Source organism: Thermosyntropha tengcongensis, from assembly GCF_055381335.1.
The window spans coordinates 1391720-1415193 of sequence record NZ_AP042437.1; the positions used below are offsets into that span (position 1 = coordinate 1391720).

Genomic DNA, 23474 nt, shown 5'->3' on the forward strand with positions numbered 1-23474 from the left:
TCATGACAAATCTAAAATCTCCACCGCCCTTCTGGCTGGATTTAAAAATATATTGTCCAGATCTTTTACCAAATCCACGCTTATCAAGCCGTCACCATAAGAAGCAAGCCCGCGCAGGATAGCTTTCAATTCCTCCTTCCCTATGCCGAAGGCAACATAAGGCCCTTCTTCCGCCCCTTTTTCATAAAACTCCCGTACGGTAAGCTCATAGCGACCCTTTTTCTCCGCATAGCGGTACATGGAATAAAGGACTGCCCCGGGCAGCGGATTCTGCCAGCCTTTTTTATAAACCATCTTTTTTTTACTTTCTTCCCTTATTTCTCCCAGCCCCAGCTCATGGCCCAGCGGGCTTCTTCCCAGCAGGTTCAAAAGCGCATTCAGCGCATTCTTCCTGGTCCTTTCGCTCTTGGCAAAAGTCTGCCCCATCAGTTCCAGGAGGTCATCCTTCGCCCTTACTTCCCCCCAGCCTACAGAACGCACATACCAGTTTACGAGCGGGGAATTGCGGCACAGGTTAACCCAGATTACCGCCCACACCAGGCTGTCATCAGCACCGCTCTGCTTCACCTTTTTCCCCAGTTCGGACAGGCTAAAGCCTTTCTGGTTTTCCCGCGCTATCAGCTCCGCATGTTCCATCCACTGCTGCATCGCTTCCACCTGCCGGTTCCCCAAACCGGAAGGCTTTTCCCCCCTGCTCTCTATGTATTCCAGAAAAGGCAGCAGCCAGTTTTTTTCTATACCAAAGGTTTTATAATCGGGCAGTTTTAAATCTTCCAAAATTTTTTCATTCATAATTAAACCTCCGTCTGGTCTTAAAGAATAAGCAGCTAAACATGATTTATCGCCTAATTTTAAACATTCACCACATTTTACGCACTCGTCTGAAATAGAAACACTATCTTCAACAATTAAAGCCCCAGTCGGACATTCAACCTGGCAGCTGCGGCAGTGCACGCAATAAGCGCTCTTTAGAGCCACAGCCCGGAAATCGCGCAGGGTAAAGCGGTCAGCTGAGGAAAGGCCTGCAACAGCTACCTCGGTTCGCCCCTCCTCCTTTTTTACTGTAAAACGGTAGCTTCCTTCATTTCTCTCCACTATCCCCTTCCCTTCCCCCAGCAGAACGACATGCCCCAGGGTTTTAGCCCATTCCAGCCAGTCTTCCCCCGGATTTTCCAGGATGTAAAGCGTCTCTTCCCCTTCCTGCCTCTCTGTAACCCTTCGGCCGCCGTTTTCCAGAAAGCGCCCGCCTGCCCTCCCTTTCCAGGTGCCTTTTTCCAGATACTTATCGACATTTTCCTCTTTTACCCCGGCTCTGGCTGCGTATATCCGCAGCTCATCGATAAACTTCCCAATATCTTCAAGGTATACCATGGTGCTTATCGCTTCTTTCCACTCTGAAACCATGGGGCACACCGAACAGCCTACCCGGGTAATCCCGTAGCGGTAAGAGCGGTTGAAGAGCAGACGGTGGCTGAAAAGGTAAAGATACACCTCCCCCGCATTCCAGTTCAAAATAGGTCTTGCATTTATCTGCATCTTATGCTTCCCGCCCCGGGTAATCGGCATATAGGTGGAGCGGCTGGCGCTTTCCGCGCTGCGCACCCCGTCAAAAATGAGGGCTTTCACCGAAGGCTTTTGGGCAATCTCCCTCAACAGAAGGAGGGTAGGGGCTGATTTATGTACTGTGCAGCACCAGCGGTGGATGCGGCTGGGAGGCCCTATCTCCTTCCAGGTGGTAAGAGCGTCTTTATGGCACCTGGCAGTGTAAAAGCGGAGGTGGTTCCATTTGTCCCTGGCTTTTTCCAGCGCCTTATAGGTGTCGCTCACTTCCATGCCGGTATCGCTGAAAATGACGACAAACTGCTCCGGTTCCAGCACCCTCTGCACCAGGTCGAGCAGGACCAGGGAGTCCTTTCCTCCTGAAAAGGCCACTGCTGCTATATCCACCTCTTTCCTGTAGCGATGATAGGCCTTGTAAATAAACTGCAGCGATTTTTGAACCAGGCCCTGCATGAGATCTTCATTCTTCTTCAGCATGTTATCTACATCTACCTTTTTAAGCCTTAACCCTTCCTTATAAATTTTTACATGCGGGGGGGTAAACATTCCTCCTCCTTCAGCTTCCGCCACCAGCTCCCCCCGGTAGTAGTATTTTCTCCCTCCCCATGCCCAGAGCAGCGGTTCTTCATCCCGCGGATATTCCCAGTACCGGTTAAAACCGAGCAAATCAAGCTCTTCAAAAAAAACCGGCCTGACTTCCAGGCTCATAAACTTTTCCAGGCTGTCAGCAAGCAGTATGCCTCCAGTCTCCTCATCCCAGTTTATCTCGTACATCGACAGCTAGCTCCTTTCTTTCCGCGAATAAAATCATATCCTCTGTTTTATGCCATTTTTTGTTTTGTTCGTTTTCTAAAACTATCTCCCTTTATCTTACCTGTAAACTATGACAACTGTTTGTCAGTAACTTTTTGTCGTTACAATTTTTTATGAGATATTTGACATTAAAACAAATTTTTCCTCCTTAATTTATACCTCACCAGCCCATCATTTCAAGGGCAATTTGTCCTATATAACCACTCTTTTCTGCCAAATTTTTATTATTATATATTTGCTAAACTTCCTTGCAAGCCTTATAATCTTTAAAGAACTTTCGATAAATTATGAAATATTTTGTAACATCTTCTCTAGTGCCCGCAAAAATCAATCAAAGGAGTGTTTTATCTTGCCTAACATCAAACTAAACCTGGAAGAAATCGAGGCCATGCTTTATTTCTGGACAGCAACCGTAGAAAGGGAAAAGGTGCACGAAACATACCTTAATGAAATTGCCCGCATGCCCGGGCTTTCCGCCTGCTATGACGAAGAATTCAATGCGGAATCGGTGCGCAAGGTCTTAAGCGCCATAACCAACCGGGAGCTCCTTTCCCAGAAAACAAAGAAAGAAGGGCGTTTCTGGAACAACAACATGTGGATGACGGAAGACCTTGAATACACCAATATGATGATTAAGCCCCTGAAAAAGCTCAATCTCGATGATATAGCATCTGAGCTTGATAAAAACGAAAAATGCGGCAAATATGACGTTATCGAGGTAATCTTCTCCCCTCTCCATTTTGACGAATATATAATCAAAGACAACAAGCTTATCATCAACTTTTTCCGGGTAAAGCCTGATGATATGGAAGAAGGGAAAGCTGCCATCGAAGGCAGGGAAATAAAAGAATATATAAAGGAAAAGCTTATAGAACTCCTGAATAAATAAACAAACCCTGGTGGGCATCTTGGCTCGCCAGGGTTATTTTATACTCTAACCCGTCATTTTTATAAGCTTTTTATTTTCCAGGTGGTATAAAATCATGATCTCCCTGTTTATAGCAGGAGCAATGATTAATACCGAAATCAGGTCGCTTAAAGGGAAAGCCAGCCATACTCCCAAAAGGCTGTTTTCCATAATTAAAGGCATAAGCAATACCAGGGGGATAAAAATAAATCCCTGCCTTAATAAAGCCATAACCAGAGAAGGTTTGGCCCGCCCCAGAGACTGGAATATAGTAGTTCCCAGCACCTGCACACCGGTTAAAGGGATAAAAATCAGGCATATGCGCATAGCCTCTATTCCTGCCTGGATAAGCTTCTGGTCTTTGGAAAACAGAGACATAGTAAAAGCAGGGAACAGTTCTGCCAGCAAAGTCCCACTTCCAGCGATCAAAAACGAATAAAACAGTCCAAGTTTTATGGTCTTTACAACCCTTTTATACTGTCTGGCTCCATAGTTGTATCCTATAAGCGGCCTCATGCCCTGGCTTATGCCTGATACCGGCATTCCCAGAAACATTATTATCTTATAAATTACCCCATAAATAGCAACTGCCAGATCGCCGCCGTAAAAGCCCAGAACATGGTTGCTCACTATGCAGGATAAAGAACGGGCTCCCCCTATTACAAAGGTAGAAAACCCTATCAATACTGTTTCCCGGAAAATTTCCGCATCAAAACGCAAATATGCAGGTTTTATCTTTATTATCGTTTTCCTTTTAAATAAATAAAAAACTATGTATAAAAGGGAACATAATTTGGCAGTAACCGTAGCCAGAGCAGCCCCTTTCACTCCCATATGGAGAGGGAAAATAAAGACATAATCCAGAACAATATTTACCACAAAACCGATTATCATGGAGAACATGGCATCATACGCGTTTCCCTCTGCCCTTATAAGGCTGTTCATGGCTGTACAGAAAGGATAATAAAGGGTACCTATAAACATCAGCCGGGCATAGTCTGCTGCCAGAGGCATAACGGTAGGGCTGGCACCGAAAATTTTAAGAACCGGCCCGGTAAAGATAAGGCCAACCGTCATAAAAAATAAACCGGTAATCCCACTGTATAAAAAAGCATTGCCGCAGATCTGATTTACCTTTTCTAATTTTTTCGCCCCCAGACAGCGGGACATATAAGAAGCTGCCCCTACTCCTATCATCTGGGCCAGAGCAAATACCAGAAGCTGAATGGGAAGATAGATAGCCACGGCAGCAATTCCTAAAGTTCCAACCCCTCTTCCCACAAATATGGTATCAATTATGTTGTACATGGCATTAACCAGCATAGCTACTGTACCGGGAAGAGACAGGCTTATCAAGGCCCTGCTGATGCTTCCTTTTTCCAGCATCTGTATATTATCGTGCATAAGCTGCTCATCCTTCTCCTTATAGTGCTTCGACAGTTTCAGATTTATTTCTGCATAATATAACATTCTATGCTGCTCTCTTTTATTCCTCTTTTATTCACATATATATGCACGACAATATACAAAATCTTTAACTGTTAAAATTTATACCCATATCTTTTTGCCCCAGAACTTCAGCAGGGCATACATGCTCACTATCGCCCAGGTTCCCTCCAAAAATAAAAAGCCCCACTGATGCTCCAGCCAGGCTATTAAGGCTAAAGTACCGGTGGCCACAAAATTCATGAAATTAAATATCCGGCCTTCATTTGATAATTTTCCAGTCTGCAAAAGGGCATAGGCACCTAAAACTATTACTGAGGCAATAAAGGCAATTACCTGGTTCATAAATCCTCTCCCCTTTTTTAAATTCCTGTCCCTTTTTCCTTTAAATCAGCCTCCTTAAGCTCTTCTAAAATCCTGGCACAAATTTTTTCATTTCCTGCCACCAGGGAAACACCGCGCTTTTCTTTAAGATATACCACCTTTCCTCCTGCCTCTTCTACCAGAAGCGCGCCGGCTGCCACATCCCACCAGCTCAGGTTCAGCTCCCAGTAGCCATCAAATATCCCGGCTGCCACACAGGCCAGATCATAGGCTGCTGAACCTAAACGCCTTATCCCTCTGACCTTCGGCTTAAGATGGCAAAAATACTTGAGGTTGTTGTCAGGATGTATAGCCCGGTCATAGGGAAAACCGGTAGCCAGGAACGCATCTTTAAATTCGGTTTTGCTGCTTACCCTTATTTCCCTGTCATTCAGAAAGCTTCCTTTGCCTTTTACAGCTGTAAACATCTGCCTCAAAAAAGGGGCATACACTACGCCCAAAACTGTTTCTTCCCTGTACTTAAGGGCAATAGAAACAGCAAAAACCGGAAGCCCCTGCGCATAATTGGTCGTTCCATCCAAAGGGTCTACCACCCACATATAATCGGAATATAAAGAGGCAGTCCCGGCCTCTTCCGATAAAACTCCATGTTCTGGATAATCTTCCTTGATCCCGCCCAGGATAATCTTTTCTGACAAATAATCCACCTCAGTTATCAAATCAATGGCCGTCGATTTGGTACCTATGTTAAGCTTTTTATCCATATACTCCAGCTGGGCTTTTCCCGCCTCATAAGCCCATCCTTTTGCCTTTTCCAGTGCTTTATCCAGATCTATCACCCAGAAAGCCTCCTCTGCAAATGTCCCGTTATTTGGCTGCCTGCATAAGATAAAACACTCCGCTGATGCCTTTTTCCGATATATCCCTGAAACCTGCCCCCTGTAAGAGTTTTTTCATCTCTTTTCTGTCAATTCTTTCCGCTAAGGGAGGGCCAAACATAGTCATTATCTTTTCCCATTCTACTACCGCTATCTTTCCACCTGGCTTTATAATTCTTAACACTTCTTCAAGAAAATCCTTTTTATTTTCAGCTTCATGCAAAACACAGCTCAGTAATGCTAGGTCAACCAAATTTTCCTCCAGGGGAAAGCAGTTTTCTTCATTCTGGATCAACTCTACATTGTTAATATTTTCTAAATCCAGCTTCTCTTTTAAGGCAGCCAGCATCTCTTTTGACAGGTCCAGAGCCAGGATTTTGCCCTCTTTTCCCACTATCCTGGCTGCCGGCAGGGTAAAATAGCCAGTACCGCAACCTATATCAGCCATCACCATGCCGGAAGAGAGCCCTATATTATTCAAAATCTTGGCCGGGGGAAGTATTTTTCTCCTTAACGGATTATCCAGCTTATGCATGTTTTTCTCATCGAATTTATGCCCCATCTTTTCTTCTCCTTCCCACCTTTATACTACCTGCCATCCTGAAACAGAGAACCGTCCCCCTGTTTCACTTCGATGACATCTCCGGCTCGTACCCAGCCTGATTTTAAAACCCGGGCAAAAACCCCTTCCAAAGGCATTACGCATTTTCCCACCTGTCTTTTTATGGCACAGCCATGATTATGGCATTCTTTGCCGACAGCAGTTATCTCAATCTCTGCTTCCCCTACTTTAAGCCTGGTTCCCAGGGGAAGAGAAAAAACATCGATTCCTTCTACCGTCAGGTTTTCGGCAAAATCGCCAAAGGCAGGATTTAACCCCTGCTGTTTCATTTTTTCAATACTGGAACAGGAAAGCAGGCTGACCTGCCTCAAACCTTTGCCGCTGTGAGCATCCCCCTCTATCCCCCAGTCCTCTTTAAGGTATGCTTTCCCTATATTATGTTTTTTCTCTCCCTTTTTTTCGGAAATGTTAACCGCCAGCACCTTGCCCTGCATATTTCTGTCCCTCCCTTTTTTAATCAAGCTTAACCCCATTAAGCCTCAAGGCATTTAGTACTACGGAAACCGAACTTAAAGACATAGCCGCACCGGCAATTAGCGGGCTTAAAAAACCTGCCATAGCAAGAGGTATGGCCATTGCGTTATATATAAAGGCCCAGAACAGGTTCTGCTTTATATTTTTTATGGTAGCCCTGCTCAGTAAAATAGCAGCAGGAAGTTTGGTTATATCGCTTCCCATCAGTATTATCCCTGCTGTCTCCGCGGCAATGTCAGTTCCTCCTCCCATGGCTATGCCGATATCAGCCACTGCCAGAGCCGGAGCATCATTTATGCCGTCTCCCACCATGGCCACCGTTTTCCCTTCACCCTTGAGTTTCTTTATTTCCTCTGCTTTTTCATGCGGCATAAGCTCACCTTTTACCTTTTCTATGCCTGCTTCTCTGGCTATCCTGATACAGGCTTCAATACTATCGCCGCTCAACATCCATACCTCAATCCCCATATCTTTTAGTTTCTGAACTGCCAAACCTGCGCCTTCCCTTACGCGATCAGCTACCGCTGCTGTTACGGCAATCTCGCCATTCACAGCCATCACTACCCCACTCTTGCCATCCCGGGCATAATTATATAATATGTCCTCAATTTGGGGATTATAAATGCCGCTTTCTTTTATAAAGCTATAATTCCCGATTATGATATCATTGTTATCCAGCCTGGCTCTTATTCCTTTTCCCGGTATTATCTGAAACTCCTGCCAGTCCCCTTCCATTTCAGAAGCTAAAGCGCCAATACCTTCAGCTATTGCTATGCCTACCGGATGATTGCTTAAAAGCTCCGCCGATTTTAGCCAGGCCAAAACACGTTCTTTTTTCGAAAACCAGGCAGGCAGCACTTCTATATCGGTCAAAACCGGCTTCCCTTCGGTAACAGTGCCGGTTTTATCCAGGACCACCACATCTACCTTTCCTGCTTTCTCCAGATGTTCCCCTCCCCGTATAACTATGCCTGAAGCTGCTCCCCTTCCTGTGCCAACCATCACCGATACCGGGGTAGCAAGCCCCATGGCACAGGGGCAGGCAATGACCAGAACTGCGACTGAAGTAAGAAGAGCCTGGGTATAATCCCCTTTGTCGAAAACAAAATACCACATTATAAAAGTTGCCATAGCTAAAACCAGAATGACAGGCACAAAATAACCAGCTATTCTATCCGCTATCTTCTGTATAGGAGGCTTGTCAGATTGCGCATAAGCAACCAGCTTTATAATGCCCTCCAAAATTGATTCTTCTCCCAGCCGGGAAGCTCTTACCTTTATAACCCCAAACTTGTTGACAGTGCCGCCTATCACGGCATCACCCGGTTTTTTGTCAACCGGCAGGCTTTCTCCCGTTAACATGGATTCATCAACTGACGAATAGCCTTCTATTATTTCCCCATCCACAGGGATTTTCTCCCCCGGTTTTACCAGAACCAGGTCCCCCTTTTGCACTTCAGAAACTGCTACTTCTTTTTCCCCCTGCGGAGTAATAACTACTGCCGTTTTAGGTTTTAAATCGAACAGCTTTCTCATAACATCTGAAGCCCTGCTCCTGGCAGATGCTTCCATATATTTGCCCAGCAGAACAAGCGTTATGAGCATTACGCTGACTTCAAAATAAAGAGGGGCATCAGGCAGAAAAAACAGAGCAAAAAGGCTGTAAAAATAAGCTGCGCTTGTGCCAATGGCTACCAGGACATCCATATTGGCTCCCCGGGTTTTGAGCGCATAGTAAGCCCCCCGATAAAAATAAGAGCCCAGCACAAACTGTACCACGGTTGCCAGTATAAGCTGCAGCCAGGGGGACATCAAAAATGAAGGAAATGAAACCGGGAGAAGATGAGAAATCATTATCAGCACAAAAGGTACAGCCAAAAATAAAGCCAGTGTAAGCTTCTTCTTCAGCTTTTCCTTTTCTTCATGCTGCACAGCAAATAAATCTTTTTCTTCTCTTCTGGAAGTATAGGCCTTATACCCCAGCTTCCCTATCAGCTCTATAAAAAACTTGTCTTTCCCCGTCCCATAGTATTCTATAAGTGCCTGCCCGGTGGCCAGGTTTACTGATGCATCTTTGACTTCTGGCAGTTCCTTTAGCTTCCCTTCAATTTTAGCGGCACAGGCAGCGCATCCCATGCCTTCAACCAGCAATTCAAGACGGCAAAGAGCGACTTTATAGCCCAAACTCTCTATTTCATCAGTTATTTCCTTTAGAGCAAGCTTTTTTTCATCATAGTCAATTTCCGCCTGGTTAAGGGCCAGGTTAACATAAACCTTTTCCACGCCTGGCTTAGCTTTAAGCTTGTCTTCAATCCGGGCTGCACAGCCAGCACAGTGCATATTTTCGATATTAAGCGATACCCTGGACATAAAAAATCACCTTCTATTCAAAAAGCTGGGTGCTCAAATACCTTTCTCCCGTATCCGGTATGATGACGACTATCCGCTTGCCTTTCTCTGCTCTTTCTGCGATTTTTAATGCGGCATACACAGCCGCTCCGGCCGAAATGCCGCACAAAATCCCTTCCTCCCTGGCCAGATGCCGGGAAGTACTAAAGGCATCTTCATCAGCAACCTTTACCACTTCATCAATTATATCCCTGTCCAGCACCGAAGGTATAAAACCGGCTCCTATTCCCTGAATTCCGTGTTTTCCCGGTTTTTCCCCCGACAAAACGGCAGAAAGGAGAGGCTCTACCGCTATCACCTTAATGGAAGGTTTTTTTTCCTTAAGGAACCTTCCGGTTCCGGTTAAGGTTCCTCCCGTCCCTACCCCGGCTACCAGATAGTCAATCCTGCCTTCAGTATCTTCCCATATTTCAGGCCCGGTGGTAAGATAATGCATTTCTGGATTGGCAGGATTGTCAAACTGGCAGGCCATAAAATAGCCTTGTTCTTCCTTAACCAGCTCTTCTGCCTTTTCTACGGCTCCGGCCATGCCTTTTTCAGATGGGGTTAAAACTACCTGTGCGCCATACGCGGCAAGCAGTCTTCTCCTCTCTATGCTCATGTTCTCCGGCATAACCAGGATAAGCCGGTAGCCTTTGACAGCGGCCACCATAGCCAGCCCTATGCCGGTATTGCCGCTGCTGGCTTCCACGATAGTCCCTCCCGGCTTTAATTTTCCTTCCTCTTCCGCTTTCCTTATAATACTTAAAGCAATACGGTCTTTTACACTGCCTCCCGGATTAAAAAATTCCAGCTTGGCCAGAACTTCCACTTCCCGGCAGGGGTTCAGCCTATCCAGCCTTACTATCGGAGTCCTTCCTATCAAAGAGGTTATGTCTGAGGCTATCATTTTCCATTCTCCTTTCCCGGTAATCAGCAATAGCTTTTTTAAGGGCATCAGCTGCCAGATTAGAACAGTGCATTTTAGCCGGGGGAAGCCCTCCCAAAGCTTCAGCTACCTTTTTATTGGTTATCTTTTCTGCTTCAGCTAAGGTTTTCCCTTTTACCATTTCGGTTATCATGCTGCTGGTAGCAATAGCTGCCGCACAGCCAAAGGTCTGGAATTTTATATCGGTAATCTTATCATCTTCTACCTTTATCTCTATCCGCATGATATCTCCACAGGAAGCATTGCCGACTTCACCTATCCCGTCCGCCTGGTCAATGCTTCCTACATTGTGGGGATTTAAAAAATGATCCATAACTTCCCTTGAATACATACTATCTATCTCCCCTCCGGTATAATGGTGACATGGCCCTCAGTTTTTCCACCACCCTGGGCAAAATTTCCAGGACATATTCTATATCCTCCCTGCTGGTATCTTTTCCCAAGCTTAAACGCAGGGAACCATGCGCTGTTTCGTCAGGTATGCCCATAGCCAGCAGTACATGGGAAGCCTTGAGGGATTTGGAAGAACAGGCAGAACCGCTGGACGCCATTATGCCCTGCTGGTCAAGGAGAAGCAGCATAGCTTCTCCTTCTACATACTTGAAACACAGGCTTACACAGCCGGGAACCCGGTTCTGGGGATGGCCGGTAAAGATGACATCAGGTATTTTTTCCGCTATGCCCTTGCGCAGAAGTTCTTCCAGCTCCCTTATCCTTTTTTCCATCTCCTCCCGTCTTTCCATTATCAGTTCAGCTGCCCTGCCCAACCCGATGATCCCTGGAGTATTTTCGGTTCCAGCCCGCATCTGGTTTTCCTGTCCTCCGCCGGTTAACAGGCTTTCTACTTTTACACCCTTTTTTACATAAAGGCAGCCGATACCTTTAGGCCCGTAAAATTTGTGAGCGGAAAGAGAGAGCATATCTACTCCCAGCTCTTTCACATCCACTTTTATCTTGCCTACCGCCTGCACAGCATCGGTATGAAAAAGGCTGCCATTTTTATGGGCTATACCGGCCAAAGTCTTTATATCCTGGACAGTTCCTACCTCATTATTGGCATACATTATGCTTACCAGGACAGTTTCCGGACTGATTGCCTTTTCCAGGCTTTCCGGCCTTACCACCCCGTACTCGTCAACCGGCAGCACCGTCACTCTAAACCCTTCTTTTTCCAAACGCAAACAGGTATCCAGCACCGCATGGTGTTCAATTGCCGAGGTGATAATATGTTTTCCTTTCTTTACATTGGCCCTGGCTCCACCGATTATAGCCTGGTTATTGGCTTCCGTGCCGCCGCTGGTAAATATTATTTCGGAAGGCTCCGCATTTAAGAGCCTGGCTACCTTGCCCCTCGCTTCTTCCACTTTTTCTCTTACCCTCTGAGCCGGGCTGTAAATGGAAGATGGGTTATAAAAATGGCCAGCAAAATAGGGATGCATGGCCTCAAGCACCTCATCAGCAGCCGGGGTGGTAGCATTATGATCAAGATAAACCAGCCTCACTTTCATCTCTCCTTCAGCAGTTTTTCTTCATTTTCCAGTAAGTCAGCCAGCGAATATTTATCTAAAACCTGGTTAATAGCATCCCTTACTTCTTCCCAGATTATGCGGGTAACACAAAAATTCGAGCGCTCACAGGCACTGGATCGCCCCGGGTTTACACAGTCAACCGGTGTTATATCCCCTTCCAGAGCCCTTATTACTTCACCCGCGGTAATCTCCTCCGGTTTTTTGCCTAAAGTGTACCCCCCTTTGGCTCCCTTGCTGCTGTACACCAAACCTGCTTTTTTGAGAGTCATCATAATCTGCTCCAGATAACCTTCTGACAAACCCTGGCTGGCAGCAATAGCTGATATAGAAACAGGTTCTCCTTCCCTGCTGGATCGTGCTATGTCGAGCATAGCCCGAAGTCCATATCTTCCGCGAGTAGACAGTTTCATAAAACAGCCTCCTGATTTTTAGCCTATATACTTAAATCTATCATCCTTTCCAGCGCTTTCAAAGCCTTTCGGCTTATCTTATCCGGCACAGTTACCACTGTTTCCCCATTTTCCAGTGCATAAAGGATTTTATCCAGGGTTATGCTCTTCATATTAGGACAGATAAGCTCATCGCTGGCCAGAATAAATTCAGCATCCGGCCTTGCCTTTTGCAGAGGATGCAATATCCCCTCCTCGGTTCCAATAATAAATTTTCTGGCACCTGAAGTTTTTGCATATTTTATAATTCCCCCGGTACTGCCGACATAGTCTGCCCACTTTAAGACTTCCATCTCACACTCTGGATGTACGAGAACTAAAGCATCAGGGTGCCTTTGCTTTAATAATTGAATATCAGCAGCAGCAAGCTTTGCATGTACCGGACAGCAGGAAGGATATTTTTCCATAACCCCGCCCGTCTTCTTTTCAATAAAACTAGCTAAATTGCGGTCGGGGATAAACATGATTTTTTTATCCTTCCCTAATCTCTCTATAATTTTTTCGGCATTGGAAGAAGTTACACATACATCGCTCAATGCTTTTACGGCAGCGGGGGTATTTACATAGCTTACAATAAGCACCTCCGGATTTTCCTTCCGGTATTTTTCAATAACATCCACATCTACACTATCTGCCATAGGGCAGGTAGCTTGAGGTTCCGGTGAAAGGATAATTTTATCAGGGCATAATATAGCTGCAGTCTCAGCCATAAAATCCACTCCAGCCACCAGAATGGTATCCCTGTCCGCTTCACGCGCCGCCAAGGCCATAGCATAGGAATCGCCCACAAAATCGGCAATTTCCTGCACTTCTTTCCTTTGATAGTAGTGGGCAATTATAAAAACCGATTTTTGTTCTTTTAATTCTGTAATCCTCTCCATTATTTTCCTATCTTTCCTGTTCATTTTTTCCTCCCCATTTGTTAGTCCAACCTCTAAATACTACTATAACATAAATCCTAGTATTTTGATAGGATTTTATGAGAAATAAAAATTCGATTAAAATCCTATAAAAAAGTTCAATTTTATTTTTCTTTACAAAATACCATTCATCCATTAAAAAAACGCCCATATTTTTTTTACTTTCCCTTCTTATAATTTTTCCATGGTTAACCAAATACGTACAGCAGGAGGAAACAGGCCATGAAATTGCAAACCAAACTTATGCTTATCGCCACTTTCATCATTTTCTGCATCACTATCCCTTTTACCATTTTAAATCTTTCTTTACAAAAACAGCAGCTTACTTCCCTTATAAAACAGCAGGCCGTAGTTTCTGCCCAAAATATAGTCCAGCAGATGAATGTCCTCCGGGCAACCACAGACACCAGAAACTTTAACAACAAACTGAACTACTACCTTACCGGCCAGCGTACCGAATATCTTAGAGAACACGGCTACAACATCAGCCAGTACCTTATAGACAGCCAGAATAACATCATACAGATAGCCGGAGAAGAAAAAAATCTCCGGTTTAAGCCAGAGCAGATATCTGCCATGATAAAAAACCAAAAAGGCACCCTGGAAAAAGGAAATTACATAATTTCTTACGCCTATTCAGCTGACAACCAGATATTAGCCCTCCTGGTCTTTAAAAAAAATGAAATCCTAAGGCCCATATACAGGCTCAAATATGTCACCTATTCCCTGGCAGCAGGTATAGTTTTGCTGGCTTTTTTGATTTTTTCCCGCAGTATAAAAGCTATTACCAGGCCTTTGCATGAAATAAGCCAGCTGGCAGTTTCCCTAGAAGAGGGGAAATTTGATGCCGCTATTGCCTCCCCAACGGATATAAAAGAAATAGCGGTGCTGAGCAAAAGCTTCAATCAGATGTTTGCTTTCCTCAAGCAGTTTTTTGATAAAATCACCTATTCTGTATCCACATTAAATGCTGACAGCGCAGATTTTAAAAATTCTGCGGAAGAAAACCGTCAGGCAGCTAGCCATATAAAAAACCGGGTAGAAGATATAAACTATCAAATGCGCGAACAAAACGCATCCATAACCAGCATAAAAAATTTCATGGAGGAACTCTCTGCAACAGCCAGCGACATAAAAATCCAGAATGAAGAAAGCATAAAAATAAGCCAGCACATCCTGCAGGCAGCAAGGGAAGGGGAAAAATCCCTTCTAGCTACCCATGATAAAGTGCTTTCTACTGACAATTATGCAGCATCCCTTCAAAAAATAGTAAAGGAAACGGAAAAACACCTGCAAAACCTCAATGACATAAATATATCCATTGAAAAAATATCTTCCCATACCGGCCTTTTAGCCTTAAATGCCACCATAGAAGCAGCCAGGGCCGGTGAGGCAGGCAGAGGTTTTGCAGTAGTAGCTGAAGAAATCAGCCAGTTAGCCCTGGAAGCGCGCAATTTCTCCAAAAAAGCCTTTTATATGCTTGACCAGGCCAAAAATTCATTTGCCCTACTGCTGGCTGAATTCAATAACATGTATAAACTTATAAAAGATATAAATAGCCAGATTGAAGATACCAGAAAAGTTTTCGATGCCATCAAGTCCGACATAAATGAAGGTTTCAAACATATTGAAAACTCGGTCAGTTCCACCAACAGCCTGCTTGCCAGTTTGCCCCAGGTCGCTGAAGAACTCAATGCCATATACCAGCAGAATGAAGAAGTCTTTGCTAAACTCGAGCATATACTCCAATTAACCAAAAAGCAGTACCAGAACAGCAAGGAACTAAATGACCGGACAGAAGGCTTATCCTTGCTTGCTCTGGAACTGCAGAATTTGATAGATATAGTTTTTAAGCCTCCTTCAGAAAATACTGCGGTACAGGAAAAGGTGGCTGATACTGCAAGTTAATATCAGCCACCGCTTATTTATAAATGTAATGTTTGGTCCTGGGACGCGATTTTACTACTTTAGGCCGGCATTCGTTTTTGCATTCCTGTATTATGTTTATGGTGGGAAAAAAGGGAGGATAAGTATAAAGGGGATGAGGTCCAGGCGGAATAACACCTGCCCCTGGATACCATACAAACAAAATTGTGCACTGGCTTACAGAACGGGAACAGGTTTTGAAAGTTTCCATAAATTCAATCAGTATTTTAGGTTTTAAACTCTCTAGCTGGCTAAAATCAGCTATGCCGCATTCATGCAAATCTATAAATGTGCAAAAAGAATAAGCTGCCTGAAATCCATACACTACCTGGCAGGGTATATCAGCTATATAGAGTATTTCCTGTTCTATATGCCCGCGGATAAAAACTTTCTTTACCTGCGGGCTGTCGATAAACTGGTAAACATCTATTTCAGCCAAAGGCTTGACATCGACAATCCTTGCCATATTGGGCTTATCTCGCGGAATCTCTATACACTTTTCCACTATAAACTGATTGAAAGCCAGTATATGCCCTGGCTGGGGAAACAATGTCTTATCGCCAAAATACTCAATTTTTGCAGACATTACAACAGCCACCCTTTTAATCATACCTTCTACTAAATTATGAGTTTTTAGCCAAAAAAGTTACTAAAAAAACAGGGACTCTTCGCAATCCCTGTTTTTTATTATTATTTAATCTGTATGGGACAGTTTCCGTACATGCTGCAGTTTTTGCATACTGGTACATAATTATGGTGATGATGAGTCCCACTTTCCCCGGTTGAACAAGGACTGGGCGGACAAGGCGGCACAGGCGGGGGACAAGGGGGCAGATGATGGCTTTTTTTAGGCCACCATATGAAAAGTATTACACATTTGGCTATTTCTTTAGGCCCGGTTTTTTGGGCACATACATATTCTACCAGTACATTTGGCTTATTTAAATCACACGTGCTCCATATACAGCTTGACGATATTTCTTCAAAATGGCAGAAGGGTATGGTAAAATGGGCTGCATGCACTGACTGGCAGGGAACATCGGCAACATAGATTATCTTCTGCTCCACATAACCTTTTATCACCAGCTTCTTGCCTACCGGCGTTTCTATAATCACACATTCATCTACAACAGGATGCACCTTTACCTCCAAAAGCTGCTCTATCGGGGGTTTAACACAGGGAACAACCAGATATTCATTTATGCTTACCTGTTTGTAGTGGCATATATGATCCCTGGGCGGATACCTTTCAGGCAAACCATGCTGCTCAATCTTGTCAAACATTCTTATCATCCTTTCTTTTCCCTATCGGCTTATTTCAAAAAATCCTTCAAGCCTGGCTATCTCTTTACTATAAAATATTCAGACTTTAAGGTTTTTGTTTCCCCAGGTCTTAAAACCGTAACACGAATTTGCCTTTTTACATAAAATACACCAGATGATAAATAGCAAAAGTTAACATTTTTATCTTCTGGCTTTTTATTTAAAAAACATTTAAGGAGGTTTAATGATGACTCTGATGCCTGCCAGTGTAGTGGAACTCTGTCCTGCTTATCCGGATAGAGTCGCCAAGTATTTTAAGGAAATATTTGTATCTGATGTGGTAGAAATCCCCGTTCAAAAGCCTTCTGCCGAACAGATAGTAAATATCGATGTCAAAGCTGAACTGGTTGACGTCCAGACGGTTACAGTGACCCTTCCTGATGATCCTGTCCCGCTTCAGCCTAACCCCGGAAACAAAATATTTGTTGCCGGCAATATTTATCTGGGAATCCAGTATTCTGCCTTAACCCCCGATCAAAAGGTACACTTTTTCCGCGCCCAGCTGCCTTTCCAGACTATACTTCTAAATGACTGCGGCCTTTTAATCGATCCTCATGACTCCATATTCACCAACGGTTATGTAGTTCATGTCTGTATTGAAAAACTGATTAAGAAGCAGATAGATGAACGCAAAATGTATTTTGAGCTGCTGCTTCTTATCTGGGCAGAAGAAATATCATAAAGGAGGGCTCATAAAGTGACTTGCTTAAATGATACTATAAGCCTGGCGGATGTATTATGTCCTACCGATCCCGAACAGCATTATTTCACCGAAGTAATTATATGTGAACATTTATATATACCTCCCCAGAAACCGGATAAAGAACTGATTACCAATGTAATCAAAAATTTTGTGGTTACTGATGTAGAAGTTATAACCGTAGACCTGGGAGACCGCGAAGAAAAGCTGCGTAAAAAAGTAGTGGTAAGCGGTACCTTAAAGCTGGGGATTGAATACTCGGCAGATATGCCTGAACAGCAGGTACATTTCGCCCACTGGGATATCCCCTTCCAGGGAATAATAGGCTATCGCCCCTGTGACCCCTATACCAACCGCGGCCTCATAGATGACCCCGACTTTGATATAGAGGATTATAAAATTCATATATGCCTGGAACATGAGCAGTATCATCAATTAAACAAAAGAGAAATAAAAGCGGTTCTGGTCATTTTAATCTGGCTGGAGAAAAAATAATTTTTTAAGGAGGTAATTATATGCTTACTTTTACCGGGGTATTTACAGAAGTGCCTATTGACAGCAAATTGATCATCCCCCCGCAAAAACCCCCTATGGAATGTATATTAGATACCATGGTTGATATAGAAATAACCAAGGCAGAAGTAATAGATACTCCTTTAGTCTATCCTGAAGATACTTCCCTGCAGCTTAGAAAAGTTATCATAACCGGTATCGCCAAAATAAAAATCAAATATTCTGCTCTGGTAGACGATCAGCAGGTACATCTTGCCCACTTCGATGTTCAGTTCTGCACCCTTATCGAATGGCCTGGAGGCCCACCGCAGGGAACTCCTATCATAGTTAAGCCCATTATAGAAAAAGCGGTATTTATAAAAGAAGATGAAAGGAGAATCTTTAAGGCACTTCTTATCCATCTGGAAGTATATAGAAAATAATAAAGACAAATCAGAAATTATCATCATAAGAGCCTCCCAACGGAGGTTCTTATTGTTAAAAACTACCTTAAGGAGGCTAAGTGTAATGGATAAATACTGCACAAGCAGCAAAACCAGCTTTGAACTTTGTCCCCGTCCTGGAGACGAAATAGATTACTATACGCAGTTGCCTTTAAATGGAATTGTAGAAATACCAGTCAACAAACCTCCTAAAGAGCAGATTTTCAATACTATGCACGAAATAGATATAACCAAATTTATAACCATAACTGTAAAAAAGCCGCCGGGAAAAAAAATCCTTACTGTAGGCAAATTTATGATAGGAATTGAGTATATAGCAAAAACAGAAGACCAAAAAATGCATTTTGCCCACTTTGATATTCCTTTCCAGGCTCTAATAAAAAATAAGGACGGATCGCTTCTTCCCCTGGATTTCGATATCAACCAGTATATAGTACATGTCTGTGTAGAATATGAACAATATGTACAAATTGATGAGCGAACCATTTCCTATGAAATAATCCTCCTTATATGGCTTCAGAAAAACACCTGATAAATGAGGAGGGATAAATATGTGGGATGAACTCGTCATAAACCACAACCTTACCATACCTGACAAAAAACCGCCTATGGAAAAACTTTTAGGGTATATGATCCGCTATGAAATTACCAAAGCGGAAGTCATCGATACTAGGATTATGACAAATACCCAGCCCTCTCTGCCGGTACGCAAGGTTATCATAGAAGGCCTGGCTCGCATTGTTATAAAATATGTAGCTGATGTACCAGACCAGCAGGTACACGGAGCCCATTTCGAAGAACCATTCGCCAAACTGATAGAATGGCCTGGAGGTCCCCCTCCCGGCAGTCCTATATGTGTAGAAATTACAGAAGAACATGCCCAGATTCATATGATAGATAACCGGCACTTATCCAAGGTTATCGTCATTCACATTGATATAACCCAGAATAATCCTTAACAGAAAGGAGGGTAAAAATGGCAGTCGAATACTTTTCCGCTGGCTCCTATATCATTCCTATGGATACTACCTACCAGAACAAAGCTACCCTTGATACCGGCATGATAAGTGCCTACGGCCTGGTATATGCCCTTCTTAAACAGGGGATTCCGGTCAAGTGGGCTATTAAGCCTGGAAAAACCAGTGTTGATGATACAGACTTTGTCGCATCAGCCCAGGATATACAAACTTCTGCTATTATAACCAACCATAATTATGCAGGAGGCCCTTTTATAATCGATTTCAGCTATGCAGCTTCTGCCCTGCCCATAATTCAGTCATGGCAGCTTAACCATTCTGTAACAGTCCATCAAGCAACATCTGCTTTCTCTGCTCCTGTTGCCATGACCCTTAAGCGCGCTCCCCGCATAAGCATAGAAGAACGCAATGCTCAAATAATAATAAAATATCTCAACAGCGCAGGAATTCCTGATTCCAATGGAAATGTGTGGACAACAAGCTCCCCCGATGTGCTCGACCATGCCACTATTGCCAATTACGGCTTCTTAACCAGTGCCACTGATCCCTGTAAAAGATTAAAATATGATATATTCCTGTCTGCCCACACCAGTGATGGCGACTGGGCTGGAAACAATCCGGTGGAAGTTGCCGCCCGCGATGCCCTGGACACATTTTTGCGTATAGGTGGAATGCTGCATGCCACCTGCCACTCCATCCAGAGTATCGAAACTATTGTAGGCCCTTTTATAACCACTGCACTTTCCGTAGCCAATCAGGGAGATACCTTTTTTGTAGAAAAGCCTGATTTCCCTTTAACCCAGGCAGTTTCTACCCCTACTGCTCCCAGCCGTCCGGGAGGGTCTGTAAATACCTGGACTGCTACTTATCGCCCTTCTGCCCAGAGGCTGGCTTATTTCAGAAAAGGAACTTCAAATTATGATTTTCTGGCAGCAGGCAGCTATAAAGGCGGTACCGGAGCAGGCAAGATTGTATACGAAGGCGGCCATGAATACAAGTATGACATGAAAAAACCTTATACCCACGTTGACAATACTGACATGATTTTCTTGCGCTACATTCTCAATTCTGTGCTTTTTTCCGTAGGCAAGCCGCGTATCGTGCTTAATGCTTCCCCTTTAAGTATCCCAGCCGGGTTTCCCAGCACTGTAGTCTTTTCCCTGGATAATGAAGGAGGCAGTGAAGCCACTTCTGCTTCAGTTACCATCACCCTGGCTCCATTTGTAACCTATAATTTTGATGCCAGTATTCCACCTACCAGTATAGTAGGGCAAACCCTGACCTGGGATGAAAGTGCCCTTTCCGGTCATACCGGTCCCGGCACTATACTGACTTTTACTGCCAGTGTCATCCCTCCTGCTCCCGGCTTTAATACTATCGCTTCCTACTACACCTATTATGGTGACAACTTCAATGAAAGCTACTCACTAAATTACTGTACTTCTATTCAAGCTACTCCGGGTGCAGCCCCTTTTCTTGACAAAACTCCGGCCTATCAGACAGTAAACCCCAATAATACCGTTACCTGGTCTATTATTTTGGGCAACTACGGTACCTTACCTTTAAATAATGTAGTGGTAAAAGATACATTACCTCTTGAACTAACTTTTGTATCCGCTGTTCCAGCTCCCAGTTCAATTGTTGGTAATGTAATTACCTGGAATATGCCTTCCATCCCCCCCCTTACTCCAGCAGCATATACCATTACCCTTACTGCCCTGGCACCGCCGGCAACTACCCACATATTTATAAACCAGGTTACCATGACCGGTACCGATACTTCGCCAGCCAGCTACAGTATAACTGATACAGCCGAAGTCAGCATAATAAACCGCCCTCCTCAGGTTACCGTATTAAATCCTAATGGAGGCGAAATAATCTGTAATGGCACCACCATTACCTGGCTGGCATCTGATCCGGACGGCGACCCCTTAACCTATAAAATTCAGTACTCAGCTGATGGTGGAGTTACCTATACTACTCTGGCCACAGGACTTACTTCTATGTCCTATGTTTGGGACACATCAGGGCTTATAAGCAGCAACAATTATATTATCAAGGTCATAGCTTCTGATGGTGAACTGGAAGGGGAAGACACCTCAGACAGCACCTTTATCATTGACAATACACCTCCCTCCGTCAGCTGGATATCCCCTGTAAATGGAAGCCTTATCACTGCCTCTCCCTTTACCCTGGAAGTTCTAGCTACCGACAATGTAGGAGTAAGCAAGGTAGAATTCTTATACTCAGCCGATGGCATATCTTTCAATATTATCGGCATAGATACCATCCCTGATATGGATATTTACAGCACCAACTGGGAATTTGACACTCTATCCCCCGGAACTTATACATTAAGAGCCATCGCTTTTGACACATGTGGCAAAACATCCCATGCTGATATACAGGTAAAAATAGACCTGCCCCCACAGGTCAAAATAATCAGCCCTAATGGAGGGGAAATTATATGTCCTCCCGGTACAGACATAATATGGGAAGCATCACATCCTATGGGAGCTCCTTTAACTTTTTCGATACTGTATTCAGCCAACGGAGGCAGCAGTTTTAATGTTCTGGCTACTGGAATCACCGGCATCTGCCCTTGCTCTTACTTCTGGAACACAGCAAGCCTTTCCAGCGGAAATAATTATCTGATAAAAATTATTACCTCAGATAGCATATTAACAGCAGAAGATGTATCTAATGGAGTATTTACCATTGATAATACCCCTCCATCCGTTAGCTGGATATCACCAGCCAACAACAGTTTTGTAAGAGGATCTATAACACTTAAGGCAAATGCTGCTGACAATGTAGGGGTTACACAAGTGATTTTTGAATATTCCAGTGACGGAGGGATAAACTATAACCTTATCGCTATTGTAACTACTCCTTTTGACAGTATTTATGCTGCCCCTTTTGACACCACTTTACTTGCCGATGGGCATTATAAGCTGAAAGCAACTGCTTTTGACGGCTGCTCAAATACTACCGCCAAAATTCTGGATATCGTAATCGATAACATCCCGCCGGTGGTAAATATAGTTTCACCGCCGGATAGTTCTACTGTTTCAGATATAGTAGACATTTTAATATCTTCCCATGATAATGAATGTCTAGCCAAAGTAGATATATATATTGATGATGTGCTGGTACACACAGAAATAGCAGGAAATGCCAAAAGTCTTGAATTTATTTATGAATGGGATACATCAGGATTTTCGGAAGGTGCCCATGTAGTAAAAGCAGTGGCAACTGACTGCGGAGGGCTTACTGCGGAAACTTCGCACACTTATATAATAGATAACCTGCCTGATCATTATACCCAGATCTTGATTGATGGAACCCTGCAAATCCCTGAATTAAAGCCTGATGTAGAAAAAATTATAAATTTTGAAGTTATACCAGAGATAGATTCCATAAAAGCTATCAAGACCATTGAAGGAAGCAAAATCATTATAAGTGGGCATATAACTTTTGAAGTAACCTACAGTTCAACATCTGATGACCAGAAGGTTCATTTTGCACATTTTGTCAAACCTTTTTTAGGCTATATTATCTGGCCTGAACTGCCGCTTGATGCTGAACTTTGTCCTGTAATCATAGTGGAACACAAGCAGTATCACCTGTTAAATCCCCGCATTATAAGAAAAAGCGTGGTTCTTTTTGTAGGAGTCAGGTTATGTTGATTTTAAGGTTAAATTATAATACAGCCAATAAAAAAGGCCTGGTTTTAAAACCAGGCCTTTTTTGGACTCTTTTAAAGCAAAAAGACGCTTCAACAAGCGCCTCCCTTTCTTATATGGTGCCCGAGGCCGGGGTCGAACCGGCACGGTTGTTGCCAACCGCGGGATTTTAAGTCCCGTGCGTCTGCCTATTCCGCCACCCGGGCATGCAGATTTTTTCTATGGAGGGCGGGACCGGATTCGAACCGGTGAATGGAGATTTTGCAGACCTCAGCGTTAGCCACTTCGCCACCCGCCCCTATAAAGGGTTATATCTCTCACGCAGGATTTATTATAACAGCTTTTTTCCTATATTGCAAGCAAAACCTCGAGGTTTTAGCAAGTAAGTAATTTATATAAAGCACTGGAAACATATTAAAGTACTGGACAAGTTTTTATGGCAAAATAAAAGCGTTACCAAGGTAACGCTTTATTTTTCTTATGGAGCGGAAGACGAGATTCGAACTCGCGGCCCTCGCCTTGGCAAGGCGATGCTCTACCACTGAGCTACTTCCGCTTATAATGGTGCCTCGGGGCGGAATCGAACCACCGACACGTGGATTTTCAGTCCACTGCTCTACCGACTGAGCTACCGAGGCAGAAGCCTT

General features: G+C 43.9%; 23 protein-coding genes and 4 tRNA genes. 8 read left to right on the forward strand and 19 right to left on the reverse strand.

Annotated features, from left to right (window positions below):
- Positions 1-2334 (reverse strand): phosphoadenosine phosphosulfate reductase domain-containing protein, encoded by a 2334-nt coding sequence (locus ACZ42E_RS06575; RefSeq protein ID WP_464891555.1) that lies wholly within the window; start codon positions 2332-2334, stop codon positions 1-3.
- A gap of 388 nt (positions 2335-2722) precedes the next feature.
- Here ACZ42E_RS06575 and ACZ42E_RS06580 point away from each other — a divergent pair, with 388 nt between their 5' ends.
- Positions 2723-3262: a TDE2712 family protein gene (locus ACZ42E_RS06580; protein WP_464891556.1), complete on the forward strand. Its 540-nt coding sequence runs from the start codon at positions 2723-2725 to the stop codon at positions 3260-3262.
- Between the two features lie 45 nt (positions 3263-3307).
- Here the strand turns inward: ACZ42E_RS06580 and ACZ42E_RS06585 are convergent, their stop codons facing one another.
- The 12 genes from ACZ42E_RS06585 to ACZ42E_RS06640 all read right to left on the reverse strand — a co-directional run bounded on the left by ACZ42E_RS06585 (position 3308) and on the right by ACZ42E_RS06640 (position 13395).
- Positions 3308-4750 (reverse strand): MATE family efflux transporter, encoded by a 1443-nt coding sequence (locus tag ACZ42E_RS06585; protein ID WP_464891557.1) that lies wholly within the window; start codon positions 4748-4750, stop codon positions 3308-3310.
- 78 nt (positions 4751-4828) lie between these two features.
- Complete coding sequence (locus ACZ42E_RS06590) at positions 4829-5071, reverse strand: CBU_0592 family membrane protein (protein ID WP_464891558.1); 243 nt, start codon at positions 5069-5071, stop codon at positions 4829-4831.
- 17 nt (positions 5072-5088) lie between these two features.
- Positions 5089-5889 (reverse strand): inositol monophosphatase family protein, encoded by an 801-nt coding sequence (locus ACZ42E_RS06595; RefSeq protein ID WP_464891559.1) that lies wholly within the window; start codon positions 5887-5889, stop codon positions 5089-5091.
- 28 nt (positions 5890-5917) lie between these two features.
- A complete protein-coding gene (locus tag ACZ42E_RS06600; RefSeq protein ID WP_464891560.1) occupies positions 5918-6490 on the reverse strand; it encodes a class I SAM-dependent methyltransferase in 573 nt (190 codons plus the stop codon).
- Positions 6491-6516: 26 nt separating this feature from the next.
- A complete protein-coding gene (locus ACZ42E_RS06605) occupies positions 6517-6984 on the reverse strand; it encodes an MOSC domain-containing protein (RefSeq protein ID WP_464891561.1) in 468 nt (155 codons plus the stop codon).
- Between the two features lie 19 nt (positions 6985-7003).
- On the reverse strand, positions 7004-9394 hold the full coding sequence (locus tag ACZ42E_RS06610; RefSeq protein ID WP_464891562.1) for a heavy metal translocating P-type ATPase: 2391 nt from the start codon (positions 9392-9394) through the stop codon (positions 7004-7006).
- Positions 9395-9407: 13 nt separating this feature from the next.
- Positions 9408-10322: a cysteine synthase A gene (gene cysK / locus ACZ42E_RS06615; RefSeq protein ID WP_464891563.1), complete on the reverse strand. Its 915-nt coding sequence runs from the start codon at positions 10320-10322 to the stop codon at positions 9408-9410.
- On the reverse strand, positions 10264-10692 hold the full coding sequence (gene nifU / locus ACZ42E_RS06620) for a Fe-S cluster assembly scaffold protein NifU (RefSeq protein ID WP_464891564.1): 429 nt from the start codon (positions 10690-10692) through the stop codon (positions 10264-10266). The genes cysK and nifU overlap by 59 nt, the downstream gene beginning before the upstream one ends.
- 1 nt (position 10693) lies before the next feature.
- Positions 10694-11869 (reverse strand): cysteine desulfurase NifS, encoded by a 1176-nt coding sequence (gene nifS, locus ACZ42E_RS06625; RefSeq protein WP_464891565.1) that lies wholly within the window; start codon positions 11867-11869, stop codon positions 10694-10696.
- The gene (locus tag ACZ42E_RS06630; protein WP_464891566.1) at positions 11866-12300 is read right to left on the reverse strand and encodes an RrF2 family transcriptional regulator; all 435 of its coding nucleotides are present in this window, start codon (positions 12298-12300) and stop codon (positions 11866-11868) included. The genes nifS and ACZ42E_RS06630 overlap by 4 nt, the downstream gene beginning before the upstream one ends.
- A 23-nt stretch (positions 12301-12323) precedes the next feature.
- A complete protein-coding gene (nadA, locus tag ACZ42E_RS06635) occupies positions 12324-13244 on the reverse strand; it encodes a quinolinate synthase NadA (RefSeq protein ID WP_464891567.1) in 921 nt (306 codons plus the stop codon).
- Positions 13228-13395, reverse strand: a complete 168-nt coding sequence (locus tag ACZ42E_RS06640) for a hypothetical protein (protein WP_464891568.1) — start codon at positions 13393-13395, stop codon at positions 13228-13230. Before ACZ42E_RS06640 ends, nadA begins: the two co-directional genes overlap by 17 nt.
- Positions 13396-13481: 86 nt before the next feature.
- Here ACZ42E_RS06640 and ACZ42E_RS06645 point away from each other — a divergent pair, with 86 nt between their 5' ends.
- Positions 13482-15167 (forward strand): methyl-accepting chemotaxis protein, encoded by a 1686-nt coding sequence (locus tag ACZ42E_RS06645; RefSeq protein ID WP_464891569.1) that lies wholly within the window; start codon positions 13482-13484, stop codon positions 15165-15167.
- Positions 15168-15180: 13 nt separating this feature from the next.
- Here the strand turns inward: ACZ42E_RS06645 and ACZ42E_RS06650 are convergent, their stop codons facing one another.
- On the reverse strand, positions 15181-15771 hold the full coding sequence (locus ACZ42E_RS06650; protein WP_464891570.1) for an SPOCS domain-containing protein: 591 nt from the start codon (positions 15769-15771) through the stop codon (positions 15181-15183).
- A 104-nt stretch (positions 15772-15875) separates the two neighbouring features.
- Positions 15876-16469 carry a DUF3794 domain-containing protein gene (locus tag ACZ42E_RS06655; RefSeq protein WP_464891571.1) on the reverse strand — a complete coding sequence of 198 codons (594 nt, stop codon included), beginning with the start codon at positions 16467-16469 and terminating at the stop codon, positions 15876-15878.
- 223 nt (positions 16470-16692) lie between these two features.
- Between ACZ42E_RS06655 and ACZ42E_RS06660 the strand changes: the two genes are divergently transcribed.
- From ACZ42E_RS06660 to ACZ42E_RS06685, 6 genes are all read left to right on the forward strand, one after another.
- Complete coding sequence (locus ACZ42E_RS06660; protein ID WP_464891572.1) at positions 16693-17190, forward strand: SPOCS domain-containing protein; 498 nt, start codon at positions 16693-16695, stop codon at positions 17188-17190.
- Between the two features lie 15 nt (positions 17191-17205).
- Positions 17206-17703 carry an SPOCS domain-containing protein gene (locus ACZ42E_RS06665; protein ID WP_464891573.1) on the forward strand — a complete coding sequence of 166 codons (498 nt, stop codon included), beginning with the start codon at positions 17206-17208 and terminating at the stop codon, positions 17701-17703.
- 20 nt (positions 17704-17723) lie between these two features.
- Complete coding sequence (locus ACZ42E_RS06670) at positions 17724-18143, forward strand: DUF3794 domain-containing protein (protein ID WP_464891574.1); 420 nt, start codon at positions 17724-17726, stop codon at positions 18141-18143.
- Positions 18144-18228: 85 nt separating this feature from the next.
- Positions 18229-18696 (forward strand): hypothetical protein, encoded by a 468-nt coding sequence (locus tag ACZ42E_RS06675; protein WP_464891575.1) that lies wholly within the window; start codon positions 18229-18231, stop codon positions 18694-18696.
- A 19-nt stretch (positions 18697-18715) separates the two neighbouring features.
- On the forward strand, positions 18716-19123 hold the full coding sequence (locus ACZ42E_RS06680; protein WP_464891576.1) for an SPOCS domain-containing protein: 408 nt from the start codon (positions 18716-18718) through the stop codon (positions 19121-19123).
- 17 nt (positions 19124-19140) lie between these two features.
- Positions 19141-22830: an Ig-like domain-containing protein gene (locus ACZ42E_RS06685; protein WP_464891577.1), complete on the forward strand. Its 3690-nt coding sequence runs from the start codon at positions 19141-19143 to the stop codon at positions 22828-22830.
- A 114-nt stretch (positions 22831-22944) separates the two neighbouring features.
- Here ACZ42E_RS06685 and ACZ42E_RS06690 read toward each other — a convergent pair.
- The 4 genes from ACZ42E_RS06690 to ACZ42E_RS06705 form a co-directional block, all read right to left on the reverse strand.
- Positions 22945-23033 (reverse strand) — tRNA-Leu (locus ACZ42E_RS06690).
- A 16-nt stretch (positions 23034-23049) separates the two neighbouring features.
- A tRNA-Cys gene (locus ACZ42E_RS06695) sits at positions 23050-23125 on the reverse strand.
- 183 nt (positions 23126-23308) lie between these two features.
- Positions 23309-23383 (reverse strand) — tRNA-Gly (locus tag ACZ42E_RS06700).
- A gap of 6 nt (positions 23384-23389) precedes the next feature.
- Positions 23390-23465, reverse strand: a tRNA-Phe gene (locus ACZ42E_RS06705).
- Positions 23466-23474 lie beyond the last annotated feature (9 nt).

What these genes read in the sequence shown, in the direction of transcription:
- ACZ42E_RS06575 (WP_464891555.1), bottom strand. Translation starts at nt 2,334, where the DNA reads ATGTACGAGATAAACTGGGATGAGGAGACTGGAGGCATACTGCTTGCT.
- ACZ42E_RS06585 (WP_464891557.1), bottom strand. Translation starts at nt 4,750, where the DNA reads ATGTTATATTATGCAGAAATAAATCTGAAACTGTCGAAGCACTATAAG.
- ACZ42E_RS06590 (WP_464891558.1), bottom strand. Translation starts at nt 5,071, where the DNA reads ATGAACCAGGTAATTGCCTTTATTGCCTCAGTAATAGTTTTAGGTGCC.
- ACZ42E_RS06600 (WP_464891560.1), bottom strand. Translation starts at nt 6,490, where the DNA reads ATGGGGCATAAATTCGATGAGAAAAACATGCATAAGCTGGATAATCCG.
- ACZ42E_RS06605 (WP_464891561.1), bottom strand. Translation starts at nt 6,984, where the DNA reads ATGCAGGGCAAGGTGCTGGCGGTTAACATTTCCGAAAAAAAGGGAGAG.
- ACZ42E_RS06610 (WP_464891562.1), bottom strand. Translation starts at nt 9,394, where the DNA reads ATGTCCAGGGTATCGCTTAATATCGAAAATATGCACTGTGCTGGCTGT.
- cysK (WP_464891563.1), bottom strand. Translation starts at nt 10,322, where the DNA reads ATGATAGCCTCAGACATAACCTCTTTGATAGGAAGGACTCCGATAGTA.
- nifU (WP_464891564.1), bottom strand. Translation starts at nt 10,692, where the DNA reads ATGTATTCAAGGGAAGTTATGGATCATTTTTTAAATCCCCACAATGTA.
- nifS (WP_464891565.1), bottom strand. Translation starts at nt 11,869, where the DNA reads ATGAAAGTGAGGCTGGTTTATCTTGATCATAATGCTACCACCCCGGCT.
- ACZ42E_RS06630 (WP_464891566.1), bottom strand. Translation starts at nt 12,300, where the DNA reads ATGAAACTGTCTACTCGCGGAAGATATGGACTTCGGGCTATGCTCGAC.
- nadA (WP_464891567.1), bottom strand. Translation starts at nt 13,244, where the DNA reads ATGAACAGGAAAGATAGGAAAATAATGGAGAGGATTACAGAATTAAAA.
- ACZ42E_RS06640 (WP_464891568.1), bottom strand. Translation starts at nt 13,395, where the DNA reads ATGGATGAATGGTATTTTGTAAAGAAAAATAAAATTGAACTTTTTTAT.
- ACZ42E_RS06645 (WP_464891569.1), top strand. Translation starts at nt 13,482, where the DNA reads ATGAAATTGCAAACCAAACTTATGCTTATCGCCACTTTCATCATTTTC.
- ACZ42E_RS06650 (WP_464891570.1), bottom strand. Translation starts at nt 15,771, where the DNA reads ATGTCTGCAAAAATTGAGTATTTTGGCGATAAGACATTGTTTCCCCAG.
- ACZ42E_RS06655 (WP_464891571.1), bottom strand. Translation starts at nt 16,469, where the DNA reads ATGTTTGACAAGATTGAGCAGCATGGTTTGCCTGAAAGGTATCCGCCC.
- ACZ42E_RS06660 (WP_464891572.1), top strand. Translation starts at nt 16,693, where the DNA reads ATGATGACTCTGATGCCTGCCAGTGTAGTGGAACTCTGTCCTGCTTAT.
- ACZ42E_RS06670 (WP_464891574.1), top strand. Translation starts at nt 17,724, where the DNA reads ATGCTTACTTTTACCGGGGTATTTACAGAAGTGCCTATTGACAGCAAA.
- ACZ42E_RS06675 (WP_464891575.1), top strand. Translation starts at nt 18,229, where the DNA reads ATGGATAAATACTGCACAAGCAGCAAAACCAGCTTTGAACTTTGTCCC.
- ACZ42E_RS06680 (WP_464891576.1), top strand. Translation starts at nt 18,716, where the DNA reads ATGTGGGATGAACTCGTCATAAACCACAACCTTACCATACCTGACAAA.
- ACZ42E_RS06685 (WP_464891577.1), top strand. Translation starts at nt 19,141, where the DNA reads ATGGCAGTCGAATACTTTTCCGCTGGCTCCTATATCATTCCTATGGAT.